21 protein-coding genes are annotated in these 20,805 nt (G+C 43.1%); 6 read left to right on the forward strand and 15 right to left on the reverse strand.

The window, feature by feature from the left end; translation table 11 throughout:
• Positions 1-6: 6 nt before the first annotated feature.
• On the reverse strand, positions 7-2,145 hold the full coding sequence (locus AC3IRT_RS02825) for a S46 family peptidase (RefSeq protein WP_489395024.1): 2,139 nt from the start codon (positions 2,143-2,145) through the stop codon (positions 7-9).
• Positions 2,146-2,270: 125 nt separating this feature from the next.
• On the opposite strand from AC3IRT_RS02825, the gene AC3IRT_RS02830 reads away from it, so the two are divergent.
• From AC3IRT_RS02830 to AC3IRT_RS02845, 4 genes are all read left to right on the forward strand, one after another.
• Entirely contained in the window at positions 2,271-3,590 is a 1,320-nt protein-coding gene (locus AC3IRT_RS02830; protein WP_489395025.1) for a DEAD/DEAH box helicase, read from the forward strand.
• Between the two features lie 2 nt (positions 3,591-3,592).
• Positions 3,593-3,826 carry a hypothetical protein gene (locus tag AC3IRT_RS02835; protein ID WP_489395026.1) on the forward strand — a complete coding sequence of 78 codons (234 nt, stop codon included), beginning with the start codon at positions 3,593-3,595 and terminating at the stop codon, positions 3,824-3,826.
• 65 nt (positions 3,827-3,891) lie between these two features.
• Positions 3,892-4,242 (forward strand): gliding motility protein GldC, encoded by a 351-nt coding sequence (gene gldC, locus AC3IRT_RS02840; RefSeq protein WP_489395027.1) that lies wholly within the window; start codon positions 3,892-3,894, stop codon positions 4,240-4,242.
• Between the two features lie 37 nt (positions 4,243-4,279).
• Complete coding sequence (locus AC3IRT_RS02845) at positions 4,280-4,687, forward strand: EVE domain-containing protein (protein WP_489395028.1); 408 nt, start codon at positions 4,280-4,282, stop codon at positions 4,685-4,687.
• 7 nt (positions 4,688-4,694) lie between these two features.
• On the opposite strand, the gene AC3IRT_RS02850 is transcribed toward AC3IRT_RS02845, so the two are convergent.
• From AC3IRT_RS02850 to AC3IRT_RS02880, 7 genes are all read right to left on the reverse strand, one after another.
• Positions 4,695-5,222, reverse strand: coding sequence for an acyl-CoA thioesterase (locus AC3IRT_RS02850; protein WP_489395029.1), 528 nt, complete (start codon positions 5,220-5,222; stop codon positions 4,695-4,697).
• 13 nt (positions 5,223-5,235) lie between these two features.
• Positions 5,236-6,141 (reverse strand): SDR family oxidoreductase, encoded by a 906-nt coding sequence (locus tag AC3IRT_RS02855; protein WP_489395030.1) that lies wholly within the window; start codon positions 6,139-6,141, stop codon positions 5,236-5,238.
• 12 nt (positions 6,142-6,153) lie between these two features.
• Positions 6,154-7,101: a M20/M25/M40 family metallo-hydrolase gene (locus tag AC3IRT_RS02860; protein ID WP_489395031.1), complete on the reverse strand. Its 948-nt coding sequence runs from the start codon at positions 7,099-7,101 to the stop codon at positions 6,154-6,156.
• A gap of 29 nt (positions 7,102-7,130) precedes the next feature.
• Positions 7,131-7,775, reverse strand: a complete 645-nt coding sequence (locus AC3IRT_RS02865) for a lipoprotein signal peptidase (protein WP_489395032.1) — start codon at positions 7,773-7,775, stop codon at positions 7,131-7,133.
• A gap of 100 nt (positions 7,776-7,875) precedes the next feature.
• Entirely contained in the window at positions 7,876-8,259 is a 384-nt protein-coding gene (locus tag AC3IRT_RS02870; RefSeq protein ID WP_206367770.1) for a TraR/DksA family transcriptional regulator, read from the reverse strand.
• Positions 8,260-8,262: 3 nt separating this feature from the next.
• On the reverse strand, positions 8,263-11,673 hold the full coding sequence (gene ileS / locus AC3IRT_RS02875; RefSeq protein WP_489395033.1) for an isoleucine--tRNA ligase: 3,411 nt from the start codon (positions 11,671-11,673) through the stop codon (positions 8,263-8,265).
• A 318-nt stretch (positions 11,674-11,991) separates the two neighbouring features.
• Positions 11,992-12,345 carry a HesB/IscA family protein gene (locus tag AC3IRT_RS02880; protein ID WP_489395034.1) on the reverse strand — a complete coding sequence of 118 codons (354 nt, stop codon included), beginning with the start codon at positions 12,343-12,345 and terminating at the stop codon, positions 11,992-11,994.
• Between the two features lie 220 nt (positions 12,346-12,565).
• On the opposite strand from AC3IRT_RS02880, the gene glyA reads away from it, so the two are divergent.
• Entirely contained in the window at positions 12,566-13,837 is a 1,272-nt protein-coding gene (gene glyA, locus AC3IRT_RS02885) for a serine hydroxymethyltransferase (RefSeq protein ID WP_489395035.1), read from the forward strand.
• A 217-nt stretch (positions 13,838-14,054) separates the two neighbouring features.
• Positions 14,055-14,645: an RNA polymerase sigma factor gene (locus AC3IRT_RS02890; protein WP_489395036.1), complete on the forward strand. Its 591-nt coding sequence runs from the start codon at positions 14,055-14,057 to the stop codon at positions 14,643-14,645.
• A gap of 52 nt (positions 14,646-14,697) precedes the next feature.
• Here AC3IRT_RS02890 and purE read toward each other — a convergent pair whose 3' ends face one another.
• From purE to AC3IRT_RS02925, 7 genes are all read right to left on the reverse strand, one after another.
• Positions 14,698-15,204, reverse strand: a complete 507-nt coding sequence (gene purE / locus AC3IRT_RS02895; protein ID WP_489395037.1) for a 5-(carboxyamino)imidazole ribonucleotide mutase — start codon at positions 15,202-15,204, stop codon at positions 14,698-14,700.
• Complete coding sequence (locus AC3IRT_RS02900; protein WP_489395038.1) at positions 15,204-16,346, reverse strand: 5-(carboxyamino)imidazole ribonucleotide synthase; 1,143 nt, start codon at positions 16,344-16,346, stop codon at positions 15,204-15,206. Before AC3IRT_RS02900 ends, purE begins: the two co-directional genes overlap by 1 nt.
• A 1-nt stretch (position 16,347) precedes the next feature.
• Positions 16,348-16,860 (reverse strand): NADH-quinone oxidoreductase subunit B, encoded by a 513-nt coding sequence (locus tag AC3IRT_RS02905; protein ID WP_489395039.1) that lies wholly within the window; start codon positions 16,858-16,860, stop codon positions 16,348-16,350.
• A complete protein-coding gene (locus tag AC3IRT_RS02910) occupies positions 16,860-17,447 on the reverse strand; it encodes an NADH-quinone oxidoreductase subunit A (protein ID WP_489395040.1) in 588 nt (195 codons plus the stop codon). The genes AC3IRT_RS02905 and AC3IRT_RS02910 overlap by 1 nt, the downstream gene beginning before the upstream one ends.
• 58 nt (positions 17,448-17,505) lie before the next feature.
• On the reverse strand, positions 17,506-18,849 hold the full coding sequence (ffh, locus tag AC3IRT_RS02915) for a signal recognition particle protein (protein WP_489395041.1): 1,344 nt from the start codon (positions 18,847-18,849) through the stop codon (positions 17,506-17,508).
• Between the two features lie 96 nt (positions 18,850-18,945).
• Complete coding sequence (locus tag AC3IRT_RS02920) at positions 18,946-19,635, reverse strand: zinc metallopeptidase (RefSeq protein WP_489395042.1); 690 nt, start codon at positions 19,633-19,635, stop codon at positions 18,946-18,948.
• Between the two features lie 117 nt (positions 19,636-19,752).
• On the reverse strand, positions 19,753-20,754 hold the full coding sequence (locus tag AC3IRT_RS02925) for a sugar phosphate isomerase/epimerase family protein (RefSeq protein ID WP_489395043.1): 1,002 nt from the start codon (positions 20,752-20,754) through the stop codon (positions 19,753-19,755).
• Positions 20,755-20,805 lie beyond the last annotated feature (51 nt).

The raw sequence follows: 20,805 nt of genomic DNA on the forward strand, positions 1-20,805 counted from the left end.
AGCATATTAATCTACAATTGTCAGTTCATTTATAATGTTTTTTGCTCCGGCAAACTTATCAATGATAAATAATACATAGCGAATATCCACTGATATGGTACGTTGCAATTTAGGATCGAAAATGACATCTCCTGCCATTGCTTCAATATTACCGTCAAATGCAATGCCAATTAATTCACCTTTAGCGTTTAATACGGGAGATCCGGAGTTTCCACCAGTGATATCTTGGTCACTTAAGAAGTTGACCGGCATGTGTCCGGCTTGGTCAGCATAGCGTCCATAGTCCTTGTTTTTCTCTAGCTCTATTAACTTTTTAGGTAGGTCAAACTCTTCATTACCAGGCACATACTTTGCAATTGTTCCGGTTAATGTTGTGTAGTTATTTACGGTCGCATCATTGCGACTATCTTTAGGAAGTGCACGAATACTGCCGTAAGTTAAGCGTAATGTAGAATTTGCATCAGGATAATATTTTCCTTGCGGATCCATCTCTAATACGCCTTTTACATACAGGCGTTGCGCTGTTTGGAAAGCATCTTTCTCTTTTTCGAGCTCTGGCGAAGTCTCTCGGTACTTCTGCATTAGGGCAGATGATAGCTGAAATAAAGGGTCATTTTCTACCGTTGCAGCATCTGGATTATCCAGAAAAGCGGTGAGTCGTTCCATCGATTTAAAAAGGCTTTTTTCTACTGCGGCGTCAATATCTGCTGCAAAATTTCCTTGATTTTGGCTGGCCATCGTCACAAAATAAGGTGCAACGTCACCTGCCTTAGCCGTATAGAGGTTCAATTCACTTGCTAGTACATCCTTCTCTAAAGGTAAGTACATCTTCTCGTAATTGTTCGTAATGTACGCTTCCAACCGAGGGCGCATTTCTTGGCGCTTCGCTTCATTTTCGTTACTATACTGAATTAGCCCATTGCCCAACGAAGATGGAATAGCCGCCAGTGACGAAGAACGTAACAAACCAGTCAAGTAGTTATCATGGCGCGCTTTTGCATTGGTCGCAGCATAGTACGCATTGATCGTCGGTATGACTTGGCCGTACAATTCCTTGTTTTCTTTCCGATTTGCCCATTTCGCAAAGCGTTTTTCTTGCTTATGTTTGGTAGCCGCAGTGCCATGCTTGGTCAATGCATCGATCATTCCTTGACGGTTTTTCCAATAATTGGCTACGCCAGAATAGGTAGAAGCATAGTTTAGCTTTACTTCTTGCTGCTGATCCATGTGTTTTTTCATGGCATCCATACCAACTTTCGAGGCTTCTACCCATGCTGGATACGCAAATTTCACATTCTGATCAATACCGGCTGCATTCATCCATCTATTCGTTCTGCCCGGATAGCCCAGAATCATAGAGAAATCGCCTTCTTTGATTCCTTTAATGCTTATTGGCAAAGAATACTTTGGTTTTAAAGGCACATTCTCGGCCGCGTATTGTGCTGGATTACCATCTTTGTCGCCATATACACGGAATACCGAGAAATCTCCGGTGTGGCGCGGCCATTCCCAGTTGTCGGTATCTCCACCAAATTTTCCGATGCTGCTTGGCGGCGTACCGACCAAGCGTACGTCGGTATAATCTTGGTATACGAAATAATAATATTCATTGCCATTATAAAACGGACGGACAGACACGACGTATTTGCCACCTTCGCTGTTTTCCTGCTCGATCTTCGCGATTTCTTTGTTGATCACTTGCTCGCGTTCTTTCTCGCTCATGCTATTGTTCACCAAGCCCAAGATACGTTTGGAGACATCATCCATACGAACAAAGAAACGTACAAAAAGCGATTTCGGCTTCAATTCCTCTTGATAGTTCTGAGCCCAAAAACCGTTTGTTAGGTAATCTTTTTCTGGTGTAGAGAGCTCCGCGATCGCGCCGTAGCCACAGTGATGATTGGTGAATACTAGACCTGTCTTAGACACAATCTCTGCCGTACAGCCGCCATTAAATTGTACGATGGCATCTTTGATACTGGAGTTGTTGATGCTGTAAATTTCTTCTGCGGTTAGCTGCAGTCCTTTTTTCTGCATGTCGGCTTCATTAAGCCTTTTGAGATGCATCAAAAACCACATTCCTTCATCTGCCCAAGCAGCAAGGCTTACTACAGATAGCAGTAAGATAAACGTTATTCTTTTCATGTGTGTTGTGTTTATATAGTCCTGACAAAATTCGCGCAAATATTCCTGAAAACAAAACCAATTGATATGACATCGCCATTAGCATCCTGTACACGGGTTGTCGTAGGTTTTACTATCTTTGTAAAATGGCATCTTTTGAAGATTTTAAACTCAACAGACAACTGTTGAACGCGATTACGGAGGCGGGTTATACCGTGCCTACCGAAATTCAGCAAAAGGCGATTACGCCTTTGTTATCAGGGCAAGATGTCATGGGGATTGCCCAAACGGGCACCGGAAAAACAGCAGCATTTGTGCTGCCTTTGTTAATGGCACTCAAGTATGCGCAAGGTGACCATCCGAGGGCGCTAATCTTATCGCCTACGCGCGAATTGGCGATGCAAATCGACGAGCAAATTCGTTTATTTTCTACTTATTTAGACTTACGTACCGTCTTATTATATGGCGGCCTTGGTCCTAAAACGCAGAAAGAACAGCTGGAAAAAGGCTGTGACATTATCGTTGCCACACCAGGTCGTTTCTTAGATCTATACCTTTCTGAGCATGTCCAGACCAAAATGATTAAATTCTTGGTGATGGACGAAGCCGATAAGATGATGGATATGGGATTTATCGGCAAAATTCACCGCATCTTGGAAGTGCTGCCTAGAAAACGGCAAAATATGCTCTTCTCCGCAACCATGAGTGAACTGGTGCGCAAGATTGCGGGCGATTTTCTTGCCTTCCCGACCGTGATTGAAGTAACGGAGCAAGCTACACCAGCAGCAACGGTTACGCAAGTACTGTATAAAGCCCCTAACCTGAGAACGAAGCTCAATTTATTGCAGGTTTTATTTAAGGACGATGAAGCATTTCACCGCGTGATCGTTTTCTGTAAGACCAAAACAGTAGCTGATAATATTTTTGTATACCTGAACCGCAAATATGGATCGGATACAGTGCGTGTTATCCATGCCAATAAAGGACAAAATACACGGATCAATTCGATCAACTCCTTTAAAGAAGGTGATATCCGCATTTTGGTGGCTACCGATGTAGCGGCTCGCGGTCTGGATGTCTCCAATGTAAGTCACGTCATCAATTTTGATGTGCCTATTGTCATCGAAGATTATGTACACCGCATCGGTCGTACGGGTCGGGCATTTAATAATGGCGATGCCATTACATTCTGCAATCCGGCCGAAGAATATTATGTGAAGAAAATCGAGAAATTGATTAGGCAGACTATTCCTGTTATGGAACTGCCAGAAGGGGTGATTGAAGAGCCAACGGGTTTTGATGAACGGCAAGCCATTGCTCGGGAGATCGATATGCAGATGCGTAGGGAAAATCCAGACTTTAAAGGCGCATTTCACGAGAAAAAATTCACCCCGAGACCAAAAAAAACCAAGGCTGGTAGCGGCGGTAACAAACGGAGCACCAAAAAGCCTGCAAAGCGCCGATGAGATTGTCGCCCTTAAATATCGTACTGGCATGCATCTTAGTATGGGCTATCTCCGAATTAGGAGAGGAGGGCAAAGCGCTATTTTCTTGGGGGTGGCTGATCTTATTAGTTATTGTTGTGCTGGTCGTTGATATTTTGTGTAGGCTGTGGGCGCGAGATACGCAAAAACTGTGGTGGATGCAGATCACGTTTATTCTATTCACAGCGGTATGTGCTGTGCTCATCAAAATCATGTAAGTAATCACCCTTTTAGAATTGGAAAAGGTTGCTATAAAACACGTTTATAATTTTTAGTAAGAGATATGAAGAAAGCAGAAATAAAACTCAATGTCGAGTTAGATGATAAAAATGTTCCCGAGATAATCCGTTGGTCTTCATCCGATGGCGAGACATCCGATGAGATGGAATCTAAAGCGATGTTCTTAGCGTTGTGGGATGCGCAATATAAGAACTCATTGCGGATTGATTTATGGACCAAAGATATGCCTTACGATGAGATGAAACGTTTCTTTTATGAAACGGTGCAAACGCTTGGCGATTCCTTTTTACGCGCTTCTGGTGGTGATCCGATGGCAGAGAAAGTAATCGGAGATTTGCGCGATTACTGTGCTCATTTTGCCGAGAAGATGGAAGTACTAGAGCAGCAAAGCTAAGCGATCAACCTTTAAACTATTAAATCATTCCAGCGATATGAATTACTTTTTAGTAAAGTCCGAACCCTTCAAATACAGTTGGGAACAGTTTAATAAGGATGGTCAAACTTTTTGGGATGGTGTGCGCAATTACCAAGCGCGCAATAATATGAAAGCGATGAAGAAAGGCGATCTCGTACTTTTCTATCACAGCAATGAAGGCAAGGAAGTGGTTGGCATGGCCAAGGTCGTGAAAGAATTCTATCAAGATCCTACAACCAAAGATGAGAAATGGGTGGTCGTAGATTTGGCGCCTGTACAATCTTTTGAGCGTGCAGTAACTTTGGAAGCCATCAAAGCAGATAAAATGTTAGAAGATGTGGCCTTGGTGAGGCAAGGCCGTTTATCGGTGATGCCGCTCAAACAAGCAGAATTTGACCGTATTGTAGAAATGGGGAATAGCTAAGCGTTAGCTATTCTCCTTTTTGAAATAACTCAATCAGATCTTGCAATACTTCCGCATTCTCTGGTTTTAGTTTTCCTGATAATATGAGTCGCAGTTCGCGTCTTTGCAATGCGGAGGTGTACAATGCCTTTTCACCTTCCGTTTCTGGAATTAGCGTGGGCACTGCTTTTGGCTTACCTTCTTCATCCAACGCCACGAAGGTATAATAGGCTTCATTGGATTTTTCCATCGTACCTTTCGGTAGATTTTGTGCAAAAACCTCCATCCTCACTTCCAAAGAACTATTGAACGCACGGGTAACTTGTGCTTTAATTGTTACGACTTCACCCAGTTTGACTGATCTTCTGAACGAAACATTATCTACCGATGCGGTAACGACCACATTATTGCAGTGTTTCTGTGCGGCCATCGCCGAGCATATGTCCATCCAGTAGAGTAGTTTTCCGCCCATCAGATTTCCAAAGGTGTTGGTATCATTTGGTAGTACCAATTCGTTCATCTCGGTGTAGGAATGATTGGCTGGTTTTGCTTGCATGGTCATCAATTTTTTAAATGCTGTTTAATTCTTCGTCGATCCGCTGTAAAGATTCGCGAAATGGGGTAGGTGTGTAGCCGAGTTCACATTTGGCTTTGTCCAAGACAAATCCTGTTTTTCGGGGTCGATTTTTACCTTGGCCAATTTCTTGCGCCGTGATCGCTGTGATCAGCGACTGATCCAAACTCCAATAATCAGCCACTTCGCGTACGATTTCTTCCACAGAAAGCATCATATCACCACTGATGTGGTAGATGCCGGTCGCTTGTTGTTTAGCGGCCAGATGGCAGGCTTCCACCAGATCTTCTACCCACGTCGGCATGCGCCATTGATCCGATACAATACGAATGCTTTCTTGTTTGGCTAAAGCTTCTTTTGCCCAGATAACGAGATTACGCGCACTACTGCCTTTATTGAGCGTGCCGTATACTAAGATGGTACGTAGAATGGCATGTCGGCAACCCGATTCTTGCAGCATCTTCTCCGCATCAATTTTGCTTTGTCCATATGCATTGCAGGCTGCAGTGGCATCTGTCTCGATATAAGGTCCCTGCTGTCCGTCGAAGACAAAATCAGTAGACAGAAAGGTGAGGTGAATATCTTGCTTTTTTGCCGCAGTTGCCAACTCACGAACGATATCTACATTCACGGTTTGACATTGCGCAGGATATTTTTCGCAGATATCTACACTACTTATGGCGGCGGTATGGATAATATGTGTCGGTCGGAAACTGGCTATGGCCTCTAATAAAGCGACAGGATTGCTGAAATCTGCTTGTAAGAAGTCATGAGGAATCTCGGAACCAATACGATCTGCTGAACCGGAAGTGCAAAATAAGCTGTAGCCTGATTCTGCTGCTAATCGCTTCACTAACTTTTGTCCAAGAAATCCATTAGAACCGGTGATGAGTACGCGCATAGCGAAGGGAAATTAGTTGGTCCACTGAAAGGGCATTGTTGCCACATGCATTGATTTGTCGATGATTTTTATTTCCAGATCGACGATGGATTGCAATGCTTTATAGTCAATTTTATCGGCATCATCACTGGCCATATGATAGTCGGGGTGCCCTCCAGTATGGAAGAACAATACCGGAATATCTTTTTTGTAAAACGAGGTTTGATCTGATCCACCGTTACCATCTTTGCTCGTGTAAAATTTGATGTCGCTGGTAACGCCGTCAAAGATTTCGACGAATGCTGGGCTGGTGCCATGTCCAATGATCGCTAATCCATTTTCAGGTTGATAGCGGCCAATCATATCCATATTCAGCATCCAATGTATCTGATCCAAAGGAATAGTAGGATTTTGTGTGAAATGCTTAGAACCTAATAAACCCAATTCTTCAGCGCCAAAGGCAACAAAGAGCAGGTTAAAAGATTTTTTCACCTCGTTCTGACTATAGTGACGTGCCAGCTCTAGCAATCCGGCTACGCCGGATGCATTGTCATCTGCGCCATTATGAATTTCGCCAATATGCAACGTATCGCGCGATCCACCAATCGTACCGTGCCCCAAGTGATCGTAGTGTGCGCCGATTACGATCGTCTTCGCTGCACCATTATCTAGAAAACCAATAATATTAGCTGCATTGCGCAAAGAGTCTTTGACGGGTACGCGTCTGATTTTAGCGGTAAAATCCTGACGATAACCATCTGTTCCCTTGGGTTGCAAACCATAGTTTTCAAATGCCTCTTCAATGTATTGTGCTGCTTGCTCTACTTCTGCGCTTCCCGTTTCTCGGCCTTTCATTTCGTCAGAAGCCAGATAATAAATATGTTGCTTCAGGATCGCTTTGCTCGATTGCGCCAGCACAGCAGGTGTACCCAACAATAGGAAGAGAGCCATCATCCAGAAGGTATAGCGCGAAAAAGACATAGGATATTCGTTAGTAGTTAGATTCTATTTTAAACCGTTGCGGCTTTCTTTTCGGATTTTTGTTCGTCTTCCTCTTTGAAGTATCTTTTTTGAAAGATCAAGATCAAGAACACACCCACAGATATCGCCGAATCGGCGATATTGAATACGGGACTAAAGAAAAGGAAATTCTCTCCTCCCCATACGGGAAACCAAGTAGGGAATGTGCCCTCAAAAAGTGGAAAGTACAACATGTCTACCACTTTGCCATGAAACCAAGGTGCGTAGCCACCGGTAGTAGGGAACAGCTCTGCCTTCTGGTAAAATGTGCTTTCACTAAAGATCCGACCATAGAATACACTATCAATAATGTTTCCCATAGCGCCCGCCATGATTAAAGCAACGTTCAAGATAAATCCTTTGTGATAGTTGTTTTTGATCATGTGGTGTAGACCGTAGCCGATACCACAAATAGCGGCAATACGAAATAAGGTAAGAAGCAGCTTGCCGTAGTCGCCGCCAAACTCCATTCCCCAAGCCATTCCGTTGTTTTCGATGAAATGAATGAGGAATTTGTCACCCAGTACAGGGATATCCTGTCCGATAGTCATGGTCAACTTTATCCAAAACTTAGAAAGTTGATCGATCAATAATATCCCAAATATTAGTAGTAACGGACGCGAGTAGGCTTTCATGTATATATACAAAACAGTAAAACTGTCCAAATATAGGAGTCTACTTTGATAAAAAGTACCCTCCGGCCATTTGGACAGTCTTAAAATGTAAAATTAATGTCTAGTATTGCTTGTTTTTTGCTTCGATACTCAATGTCGTATGTGGCACTGCTTTCAAACGTTCTTTTTGGATCAGCTTGCCTGTCTCGCGACATACACCATAAGTTTTATTTTCGATACGCACTAATGCTGCTTCCAAGTTGTCAATGAATTTCTTTTGACGTGCTGCTAACTGATTGATCTGTTCTTTTTCCAAAGTAGCAGATCCATCTTCTAAAGTCTTGTACGTGCCAGCGGTATCATCCGTGCCATTCGCATTGCTATTGCTTAACGATTTGGTCAATGAGGAAAGCTCCTCTTTAGCTACGCGTAGTTTTTCAAGAATTATTGCTTTAAATTCTTGAAGTTCCGCGTCGCCATAACGTGTTTTTTCAAATTTTTCCATAATTTAATTTTTTTCAACCAATAGCAATAAATTCTTTTCGTCTATCTCAACGCTGTCTCCTACAGAAATACTGCCAAAGTTAAGGGCGTCAGCTAAAATCTCGGTGCAAATATAAGACAAATTATCGGTAACCGCTTCGCGGATTTCCGTATTGTCACTGATAGTCACTTGGATACGATCGGTAACTGCAAATCCCTTATCCTTGCGAATATTTTGAATTCTGTTGATTAATTCTCTCGCAAGACCCTCTTTCCGTAATTCTGGCGAGATATGCACATCCAATGCGACCGTCAATCTGCCTAAGCTTGCCACTTGCCAGCCTTCCAAATCCTCCGCAATGATCTCCACATCTTCCAACGTGATGGTGTAAGGTAGATCCTTCAATGCCAGTTCATTGTTGGTCTCTAGCTGTTGAATATCACCTGCGCTGAATGCCTGAATAGCAGCAGCAACGGTCTTCATATCCTTGCCTACTTTAGCGCCAAGGGCTTTGAAATTCGGTTTAATTTTTTTCTTAATAATACCGGTGGTATCCGTGATGAAATTTATTTGCTTGATATTTGTCTCCGATAATATCAATTCCTGCACCTTCTCCACCTTCGCTTGGAAGGCACTATCTAGTACCGGCAACAAAATCTTTTCTAACGGCTGACGCACATTGATACTTGTCTTTTTGCGTAGTGACAATGTCAGTGACGAAATGTCTTGTGCCAAGCGCATACGCTCTTCTAAGTCAGTGTCGATCACCTCGGTGCTGAATGCCGGGAAATCGGCCAAATGCACGGATTCAAACGATTCCTTTTTCGTGGCGTTGTTTAGATCTAGGTATAAGTTATCTGCAAAGAATGGCGCAATTGGCGCGATTAATTTAGACAACGTATCCAAACAGGTGTACAGTGTTTGATATGCCGATATTTTGTCGGCACTGTAATCCCCTTTCCAGAAACGACGACGGCACAAGCGTACGTACCAGTTGCTTAGATTTTCATCTACAAAAGTCTGAATCGCTCGCGCTGCTTTGGTCGGCTCGTATTCGTTATAGTACGTATCAACTTCCTGCGTCAAGCTGTTTAATAGCGATAGTACCCAACGATCAATCTCTGGACGCTCGGTTAGCGCAATATCTGGTTCGCTGTACGAGAACTTGTCGATATTCGCATACAAAGCAAAGAAAGCATAGGTATTGTAGATCGTTCCGAAGAATTTACGACGTACCTCATCCAATCCTTCTTCATTGAATTTAAGGTTTTCCCAAGGTGATGCATTGCTGATCATATACCAGCGAGTCGCATCGGCACTGTATTTTTCTAAGGTGCTGAATGGATCGACGGCATTGCCCAATCGCTTGGACATCTTGTTGCCGTTTTTGTCTAATACCAGACCGTTAGAGATCACGTTTTTAAATGCGACCGAATCTTTGACCATCGTAGAGATCGCATGCAAGGTGAAGAACCAGCCACGCGTCTGATCTACGCCTTCTGCGATGAAATCTGCTGGGAAAGCATTTAAGAAATCTGGGTGGAACGGCATGTCCTCACCAGCAGCTAATTTCTCTTGATCCAATCCCCATTGGGCATACGGCATCGCACCTGAGTCGAACCATACATCGATCAGATCTGGCTCGCGAAACAATTTCTGTCCGCCATCAGATACCAACACGATATCATCCACGTAAGGGCGGTGCAGATCCAGTTCTTCTGTGCCGAATTTATCCAAATACGACTGATTAATCGCTTTCTCGTTGTCAGAGAGTGCGGCAGATTTTACGGCCTCTTCCAAGCGTGATTTTAGCTCGGCAATCGAACCGATACAGACTTCCTCATTCGCATCTTCACTGCGCCAGATCGGCAGTGGTGTGCCCCAGTAGCGAGAGCGCGATAAATTCCAGTCGACCAGATTTTCCAACCAATTGCCAAAGCGTCCTGTTCCGGTCGATTCTGGTTTCCAGTTGATGGTTTTATTCAATTCGACCAAGCGATCTTTCACGGCTGTCGTGCGGATAAACCAACTATCCAAAGGATAATACAAAATTGGTTTGTCTGTACGCCAACAGTGTGGGTAGGTATGTTCGTATTTCTTCACATCGAAGGCTTTATTTTCTTCCTTCAACTTGATAGCAATAAGTACATCTGTCGGGCGGAAGTCCTTATCAGCACGCTCCTCGGCGCTATAGTATTCTTCTTTCACGAAGCGGCCAGCAAAGTCGGTAATCTCATTTACAAAGCGACCCGTACGATCTACCGTTGGTACATCTTTACCGTTTTCATCTTTTACAAAAATGCCCGGTACACCTTGCTCTTTGGCTACGCGAAAATCGTCTGCACCATAAGTAGGAGAGGCGTGTACAATACCAGTACCGTCTTCTGTGGTTACGAAGTCTCCCGGAATGACGCGGAAAGCTTTTTCGATCAACTCATCAGACGTGATGTAAGGCATCAGCTGATGATAGCGTAATCCTACCAGTTCTTCGCCTTTGAAGTTGGCGGCTATTTCCCAAGGAATAACTTTGTCTCCTAATGTATAATCTTGAAAGGAGGCATCTTTCCCTTCGGCTTTGAAATGCTTATTGATCAGGTTTTGTGCTAGCACGACGGATACCGGTTCGCCGGTGTATTGATTGAAGGTGCGTACCTTCACGTAATCTATATTTTTTCCGACAACCAATGCGGTATTAGATGGCAAAGTCCATGGTGTGGTCGTCCATGCGATAAAAGCGACATCCTCTTCGCGATCTTCCACCAAAGTGCCGATCAGCGGATGCACCTGTGCTTTGTCTACTCTGAATTGCGCGACAATGGTCGTGTCTTTTACATCCTGATACGTACCGGGCTGATTAAGCTCATGCGAGCTCAAACCTGTTCCCGCTGCAGGAGAATAGGGCTGTATCGTATATCCTTTGTATAAATATCCTTTTTTGTATAATTTCTGCAGTAGAAACCATAGCGTCTCGATATAACTGTTTTTGTACGTGATGTACGGGTTTTCTAGATCAACCCAGTAGCCCATCTTCATCGTTAGGTCGTTCCACACATCCGTGTAGCGCATCACTTCGTTGCGACAAGCTTCGTTGTACGCTTCTACCGTGATTTTTTTTCCGATATCTTCTTTGGTGATACCCAATGTTTTTTCAACGGCCAATTCTATCGGCAAGCCGTGTGTATCCCAGCCACCTTTACGTTTTACCTGAAAACCTTTTAATGTCTTGTAGCGACAGAATATATCCTTAATCGCCCGTGCCATTACGTGGTGGATGCCAGGCATACCATTAGCCGATGGAGGACCTTCGTAGAAAGTATAGGGTTTGCTGGCAGGGCGGTTTGAAATACTTTTTTCAAAGATATTATCCGACTCCCAACGCTTCAATACTTCCTTCCCGATTTCAGGTAGATTCAGTTGTTTATATTCTTTGTACATGACTTGTATTATCCGTTTTTAAAGGTTGCTAATTTACATAATTTCGCCGAAAGGATGCATCTTCATCCCGCATCATTGAAATATCGTTTTATATTGGATACTAAGGCCATTTTATAACGAAAGAGGGGGATGGTTCTATAAAAGAGTATGAGCTACAAAGGGCAGGACATAACGCGTGTGAGATCGCTTGGCAATTACATCGATCTTATGATCGAAAAAGGCATTTATCCTAACCTAAAGCAGGTAGAATAAACGCCTTTAATCGTTATCTCGCTCCGAAGAGTTGTGTTGTTAAATATAAGTTGCGTTAGAAAAGCACTATGCCGAGAACGAACTTCCGCAACCACAGGTGCTCGACGCATTGGGGTTATTAAAGGTAAATCCTCTAGCATCCAATCCGTTTTTAAAATCTACTTCCATACCGGCCAAGTACAATCCATGTCCCTTATTCATAAATACACGGATGCCTGCGATCGTGTATTCGCTATCGCCTTCCTTCTTTTGGTCGAAGCCCAATAGATAGCTCATGCCCGAGCATCCACCGCCTTCTACACCAACGCGTAATCCAAAATCAGGACTAATCTCTTGCTGATCTATCAGTTTTCGTAATTCTTTTACAGCACCATCCGTCAACGTGAGCGGTGCTGGAGCTACTATACTTTCTGTACTCATAATCCTTACCATTTAATCTTTAATCCTATACAAAAATACACATTTTTTAGTACAAACTTTTTAGCTGTATGTTTTTGACAATAACGCTACATTTCAATGATAGTAGCCATGTATTGATTAGATCGTTAAAATTGGTTCATATTTTAGATAAGTTCTTAAATAAGAAGTATATTTGCTCAAAATTATTAAAGATTAAAATCTACTAAAATTTACATACAACATGGAAAGAGATCAGGCTATATTTAATCTGATAGCTGAAGAGCTAAAACGTCAAGAAGAAGGTGTTGAACTGATTGCCTCAGAAAACTTTGTAAGCAAGCAAGTTATGGAAGCTGCAGGTTCTGTTTTAACGAACAAGTATGCGGAAGGCTTGCCGGGAAAACGCTACTATGGTGGCTGTGAGGTTGTTGACCAGATTGAAACTATTGCTATTGATCGTGCTAAACAGCTTTTCGGTGCGCAATGGGTAAACGTACAACCACACTCTGGAGCGCAAGCAAATGCTGCCGTGTTTTTAGCGATCTTAAAACCAGGTGACAAGATCTTAGGTTTTGACCTTTCTCATGGTGGTCACTTGACACATGGTTCGCCTGTAAATTTCTCTGGCAAATTGTATGAGCCACATTTTTATGGTGTTGTAAAAGAAACTGGATTGATCGATTATGATCAATTGGAAGAAACCGCCCGCAAGGAGAAACCAAAAGTAATCATCTGTGGTGCTTCTTCTTATTCACGCGATTGGGATTATGCACGTATTCGCAAAGTAGCGGATGAGGTTGGCGCTTTAGTGGTAGCCGATATTTCTCATCCAGCAGGATTGATCGCTCGCGGCTTATTGACCGATCCACTTCCACACTGTCATATCGTAACGACGACAACGCACAAAACGTTGCGCGGACCACGTGGCGGTATGATCATGGTAGGCCAAGATTTTGAAAATCCTTGGGGATTGAAAGGTCCTAAAGGAGATGTACGTACGATCACACAATTGTTGGATCTTGCGGTATTCCCTGGAACGCAAGGTGGTCCATTAGAGCATACCATTGCGGCTAAAGCCATCGCGTATGGTGAAGCGTTGACAGATTCGTACATGGATTACATCGTACAAGTCAAGAAAAATGCGGCAGCCTTAGCGAAGTTTTTCGTGGAGAAAGATTATGATATTATCTCTGGCGGTACAGACAATCACTTGATGTTGGTAGACCTTCGCAACAAGGATATCTCTGGTAAAGAAGCAGAAGCGGTATTAGGTAAAGCTGGCATCACGACGAATAAGAACATGGTTCCTTTCGATACGCGTTCTCCATTTGTTACTTCTGGTGTACGTTTTGGTACGGCAGCGATCACCACACGTGGTATCAAAGAACAAGAAATCATTCAGATTGGTGAATTGATCGACGAAGCATTAGTAAATGCAGGTAATGACACGCAATTAGCTGCTATCCATAGCAAGGTAGTGGAATTGATGGGGCAATTCCCGCTTTACAAATAGCCTTATAAAATAGAACAAATAAAATAGCTCCACTTTGAAAAAAGTGGAGCTATTTTTGTAGCGTCACAGTGTGAATAAACGTTAAAAAGAACAACAAAATGTTTGAATAGTCAGATATTTTGATTCAATTTGGTAAACACTAAAATAAACATACTTCGCCTATCGAAACAACACTACGCAAAAAAGGACATAAACTCTTAGTACTTAGGAGACCATTATGAAAATACTAAAAAAATTGAGTGATCAAGAGTTGATCCAAGCGTACGTTTCGGGTGATGAAAGAGCCCTTCAGGTTCTTCTAGAACGACATAAATCGAAGATTTATACGTCGATCTACCTTCAGGTCAAAGATGATTTTTTGGCGGAAGACATATTCCAAGAAACTTTTATTAAAGTTATCAATACCCTGCAGGCGGGTCGCTATAATGACGAAGGTAAATTTTTGCCTTGGGTGATGCGTATCGCACACAACATGGTGATCGATCATTTCCGCAAGGAGAAGAGAGCGCCATCAGTGGTGAATAATGATGGGTTTGATATTTTTGAGGTGTTACAATTTTCGGATGATAATGCCGAATCTAAGCTGGTAAAAGATCAGCGCGATGTAGATCTTAAAAAACTGATTCAGCTCCTGCCGGATGATCAGAAGGAAGTACTCATCATGAGACATTTCTGCGACATGAGTTTTAAGGATATTGCCGATGTCACGGAAGTGAGCATTAACACGGCTTTGGGTCGGATGCGGTATGCTTTGAGCAATCTGCGCAAGATGATCGAAGATCACCAGATGATATTGCAAACGGGATAGTATAGCCGATTTAGGCTTTACTATCCCGTTCATTTTATTTTACAAAAGCATTTTAGAAGTTTGTATTCTCCACTTCTGCTGCTGATTGTTCTACTTTCTCTTTCAGATCTGCTTTAAAAGCAATTAATCTTTCTGTGATTTCAGGACTAGCAATGGCCACCATCTGTGCGGCCAATATACCCGCATTTTTTGCTGCATTCAGCGCTACAGTAGCAACGGGTATGCCATTGGGCATCTGCAAAATAGATAAGATAGAATCCCAACCGTCAATTGAGTTCGAAGATTTTACAGGAACACCAATAACAGGTAAGTGCGTAATCGAAGCTACCATGCCAGGCAAGTGCGCCGCACCGCCAGCTCCAGCAATAATGACTTTCAGACCGCGTTCTGCCGCAGCATTTGCATAATCAAACATACGCTGTGGCGTACGATGTGCGGATACGACAGATACTTCAAACGGTACGTTTAAATATTTTAATACGTCGATAGCATCTTGCATCACCGGAAGATCGGATTTGCTTCCCATGATGATGCCGATTAGCGGATTATTAGTGCTCATTATGCTTTAACTTTTAAAATAGATTGCACTTTGCGTGCATTAGTAATTGCCGTTTCGCGGTCTGCATGTACGATACATACGTGTCCCATTTTGCGAAAAGGTTTAGTTATCTTTTTTCCGTATAGGTGTAGGTATACACCATCTATGCTTAAAATATCTTCTACACCTTCATACTTAGCCAATCCGTCATAACCATCTTCTCCCAATACATTGATCATCACCGCATGCTGCAAGTTGGCGGTATTGCCTAAAGGCAAATTGAAAATCGCGCGTAAATGTTGATTGAATTGCGAGGTGACGTTGCCTTCAATGGTTTGATGGCCACTGTTGTGTGGTCTAGGAGCCAGTTCGTTAACCAAGATTTCGCCTGTCTTCGTTAGAAACATCTCTACTGCCAGCAAGCCGACTATTTGCAAATCATTGGCAATCTTTTTCGCAATTTCTTCGGCTTCCGCTTGTATCTCTTTGGAGTAGGTAGAAGGGGAGATCAGAAATTCTACGAGGTTGGCCTGTGGATTGAACTCCATCTCTACCATCGGAAATGTGCTGATATCGCCATGGTCGTTGCGCGCTACGATAACAGCAATTTCTTTCTCGAAATCCACCATTTTCTCAATGATAGAAGGTTCGGAGAAAGCTGCTTTGTGATCGGCTGCGCTATTTATTTTCTTAACACCTTTACCATCGTATCCGTCTTTGCGGAGTTTTTGGATATATGGGAAAGACCAATCTATTTTTTGTAGCCCTTCATTGGCCGATACAAATTGGAATGGTGCAGTAGGAATATCGTTTTGTTTGAAGAATTGTTTTTGCAGTCCTTTGTCTTGAATCAAGCGGATCACGCGTGATTGCGGATAGACGAGCACGCCTTCGTCTTCTAGTTTTTCTAAGGCGTCTACATTAACTTTTTCGATTTCGATCGTGATCATATCAAGACTTTTACCGAAGTTGTAAACGGTGTCAAAGTCGGAGAGTGAGCCTACTTCGAAGTGGTTACAGAGTCGTTTGCAAGGGGCATTCTGGTCGGGATCCAACACGTGAATGTTCACGTTGTAATTAATCGCGTCTTGGATAAGCATGCGGCCTAATTGGCCACCGCCCAGAATACCCAAACGTAAGTCCCCATAAAAATCTTTTCCCATATTATGTATTTGATACTGCTTGCGGGAAGATATTATCCCTGAGCAGATTTTGTTTTTCTATTATTTTTTGTAATTCTAAAAATGCGCCAATCAGTGCTTCTGGCCGAGGCGGACAACCTTGTACATACACGTCGACTGGGATAATTTTATCTACGCCTTTCACCACATGATAACCATGTTGCCAATAAGGTCCGCCACAATTAGAGCAAGAACCCATCGAGATGACGTATCTCGGCTCGGGCATTTGCTCATATAATTTCTTGATGCGATCGGCCATTTTGAATGTCACCGTGCCGGCAATAATCATCACATCCGACTGTCGCGGCGAAGGACGAGGAAATACGCCCAAGCGATCCAGATCGTAATTGGCTGCCATGGCGCCCATCATTTCTATCGCGCAACAAGCAATTCCAAAGCTGAGTGGCCAGAGAGAGGATAGCCGAGCCCAATTTAATAGGTCGTCCATCTTGGCGATCATAACGCCACCTTGTTGTCCTGCTTGCTCCATACTCATTAATCTTTAACTTTTTTGAAACGAGGCGTAAAACTAGGTTTAGCGGCTGTCGTTTTTTCTACCTTCACTGGTTCGATATGCTCTGCTGTATTTTGCTGATAGCTGCGTACAGCGTATGTCTTTTGGTTGATAGCGTCATAGGCCGAAGCTGGTATAGGCACATCAACACGAGGTATCTGCGTCTTCGGTCTGATCCAATTGAGATCTCCGTTTTTCCATACATACACCAATCCGACAATCAAGATGCCGATAAAAATGGCCATTTCCACCATGGTAAACCACCCCCATCTTCCGTCCCAAGCGATAAATTCGGCATTGCCAAAAACGGTAGCCCAAGGAAAAATAAAGATGAGTTCTACGTCGAATAGGAGGAAAATTAGTGCTACAACATAAAATCGAGGGTTGAATTGAACCCAAGAAGTGCCGAGCGCTTCTTCACCACATTCGTATGTGCTTTGCTTGATAGGATTCGGGTTCTTCGGAGAAATCAGCTTCGCTGTAAAGATCGTACCACACACCAAAATAAGGCCTACTATCGCAAGGGACAGTATTTTACCATATTCTGATAACTGTGCGGGGTCATCCATAGCACAAAGTTAAGGAAAATGTCCCTGTCCAAGAAATAAAAGAAAGGTATCCTACTATCTAAAAGGGTTTGCCGGGAGATTTGGGCATGTTGCGCATCATCTTAGACATCATTCCCGGATTAGACATTTGTTTCATCACCTTACGCATATCGCCAAATTGCTTCATCAGCTTATTGACTTCATCGATATTGGTGCCTGATCCTTTGGCAATACGCACCCGTCTTTTCTGATCTATTACATCTGGATTTTGACGTTCGTGTGGTGTCATAGAGTCAATGATGGCTTCAATAGGTTTGAAAGCATCGTCCTCAATTTCGATATCCTTGATGGCTTTACCGACTCCTGGGATCATGCCCATGAGGTCTTTCATATTACCCATTTTTTTGATCTGCTGGATCTGGGATTTGAAATCGTTGAAATCGAATTTATTCTTGCGGATTTTCTTCTGAAGTTCAGCGGCTTCTTTTTCGTCAAATTGCTGTTGCGCGCGTTCTACTAAGGAGACCACGTCACCCATACCCAAAATACGGGATGCCATACGATCCGGGTGGAATACATCCAGCGCTTCCATCTTCTCGCCAGTACCGATAAATTTGATCGGTTTGTTGACGACAGATTTGATCGATAGCGCCGCACCACCACGTGTATCACCATCTAACTTGGTTAAAACCACACCAGTGAAATCCAAGCGATCATTGAAGGCTTTTGCGGTATTCACAGCATCTTGTCCGGTCATGGAATCGACTACGAACAAAATTTCGTGCGGCTGCGTGGCTTCTTTAACAGCCGTGATTTCGATCATCAAAGCTTCGTCGATCGCCAAGCGACCGGCCGTATCGATGATGACAACATTGTTGCCATTGCGTTTTGCTTCTGCCACACCGGCTACAGCAATAGCAATCGGATCTTCCGATGCACGATCAACATACACGGGAACACCCACTTGCTGTCCTAATACTTCTAGTTGATCAATCGCTGCAGGGCGATATACGTCACCCGCTACTAATAAAGGCTTTTTGCCTTTTTGTTCCCGTAGAAAGTTGGCTAGTTTACCCGAAAAGGTAGTTTTACCCGCACCATTCAATCCTGCGATTAATATAATAGTAGGATTTTTGGTGATCTCTAACTCCGTGACCGAACCACCCATGAGGTTGGTCAGTTCGTCGCTCATAACCTTGGTCAATAACTGACCAGGGGAGATGCTGGTCAATACATTTTGACCTAATGCTTTTGTTCTTACATCATCTGTAAAAGATTTAGCCGTTTTGTAGTTCACATCGGCATCCAATAATGCCTTGCGGATCTCCTTCATGGTTTCGGCCACGTTGATTTCCGTAATGTTACCTTGTCCTTTAAGGACTTTAAACGCTCTGTCTAATTTGTCTTGTAAGTTTGAAAACATAATCCTGTATTATCCGCAATATGATACGTAGCACAAAGCTACAAAAAAAGCCGGAGCTCTGCTCCGGCTTTATCAATTTTATAAGGTATTGAATACCTAGTCTCTACGTCCAAAAAGGATGTAAGCGTAATATAATAACGTCGCTAGTGATGCTAATGCAGCAACAACATAGGTCATAGCGGCCCATTTCAATGCGTCTTTTGCACCATCATGTTCATCGGCGCTGTGCGTGATTTGTGCACCATCTAACCAAGCTAATGCGCGGTTAGAAGCGTCAAATTCGACTGGAAGTGTCACAAAGCTAAACAGCGTGGTGAGTGCCAAAGCGCCTACACCAATGGCTAATACCCAAACATTTCCAGAGAAGGCCATCAGTAAAATACCGCCCAATAATACCCATGTAGTCATGCGTGAAGCAATGCTCACAATCGGCACCAAAGCCGAACGGAATTGTAACCAGGAATAAGCTGTCGCATGCTGCACAGCGTGCCCGCATTCGTGCGAAGCGACAGCAGCTGCAGCTACGCTACGACCATGATATACCTCTGGACTCAAATTCACCGTTTTGTTAGCTGGATTATAATGATCCGTAAGCTGCCCTTCGACCGAAATGATTTCTACATCCGTTAGTCCGTTATCGCGCAGCATTTTTGCTGCAACTTCAGCGCCTGATAAACCCGAGGTCAGGGGCATCTCCGAGTACTTCTTAAACTTGCCTTTGAATCGGTATTGTACAATCCAACTAATTACCGCGATTCCTATAAAAATAATCCAATATAAACTCATTTTTTCCTCAATTTAGTTAAGCACGTTCAAAAAATAGTCCAATCTTTCTTGATTCTTAAAAATAGTGCAATCTGTCGGGTTTTAACGGAATGTACTGCAAAAATGACAGGGATATTGTTATTTGGCTAGATTACGTTGCACGTACTCATAGCTTTTCTTGATGCTTTCAAATTTGTCGGGCATATAGATTTCATCTTGTTCTACAAAGGCATATTTTAGGCCAGACTCCTGATCGAAGCGGATGATGTTGGCAAAGTCAATGCTCCCTGATCCTACCTCTGCGTATTTGATCTGTTTGAAGATTTCTCCTAGATCCATTGGATCTCGTTTTCCAGTACGCGGATTTACTTCAGGCGCTACCAATGGCTCACTAAAACTGCGATCCATATCTTTTATGTGCCACATAGGAAAACGGTTCGGGTACTTTTCAAAATAAGTTTGTGGTTTTTCACCTGCTTTTACCGTCCAATAAAGATCCAATTCAAAGTCTACCAATTCTGGATCGGTGAATGCAATCAGGATATCCAAACCTTTGGTGCCATTACCGAAAGGTCTGAATTCCCAGAAATGATTGTGATAGGCCATTTTGATACCCGCCTTTTTGGATAACTCACCGGCGGCATTCAGCTGTTCTGCAAAAAACTGATAATCGGAAGCCGTCAATTTATTGAGGTCATTCATCGGAGGTACGGGAGCCACGATGTATTCCTGACCCAGTGTATGTGCGATCTCGATGTATTTATTGATGTCTTCGGGTTGTGTGCTCCCTTTGGTCAAATAGTTGCTGAGGTCGTAATGTCCACTATGAGTTTTCAGGTTGTTATCTTTAAGAACATTGACTAGGTCAGCTAGTGGTAAGCCCCAAAAACTATTTTCCGCCGTGTTCACACCAAAGGTTTCTACGTGTTTATAGCCAATCTTACCGACATTTTCTAAAGTTCCTTTTGCATCTTTGTCCAACAGGTCACGTAATGTAAACAATTGAATTCCGATATTTTTGAATGGAGAACCGGTAAGATCATCTGAAGAGTTGCACGATAACCAATGTGGCGCCAATGCTGCTGCAGCTAAGCCGAGACCAGAATGGCGTAAGAAATTTCTGCGATTAATCGATTTCATGGTATGTGTTTGTGTTGGGTTTATTGTTGTGGTTATACCAAAAATAAAAAA

Source organism: Sphingobacterium sp. KH_072 (assembly GCF_057837975.1).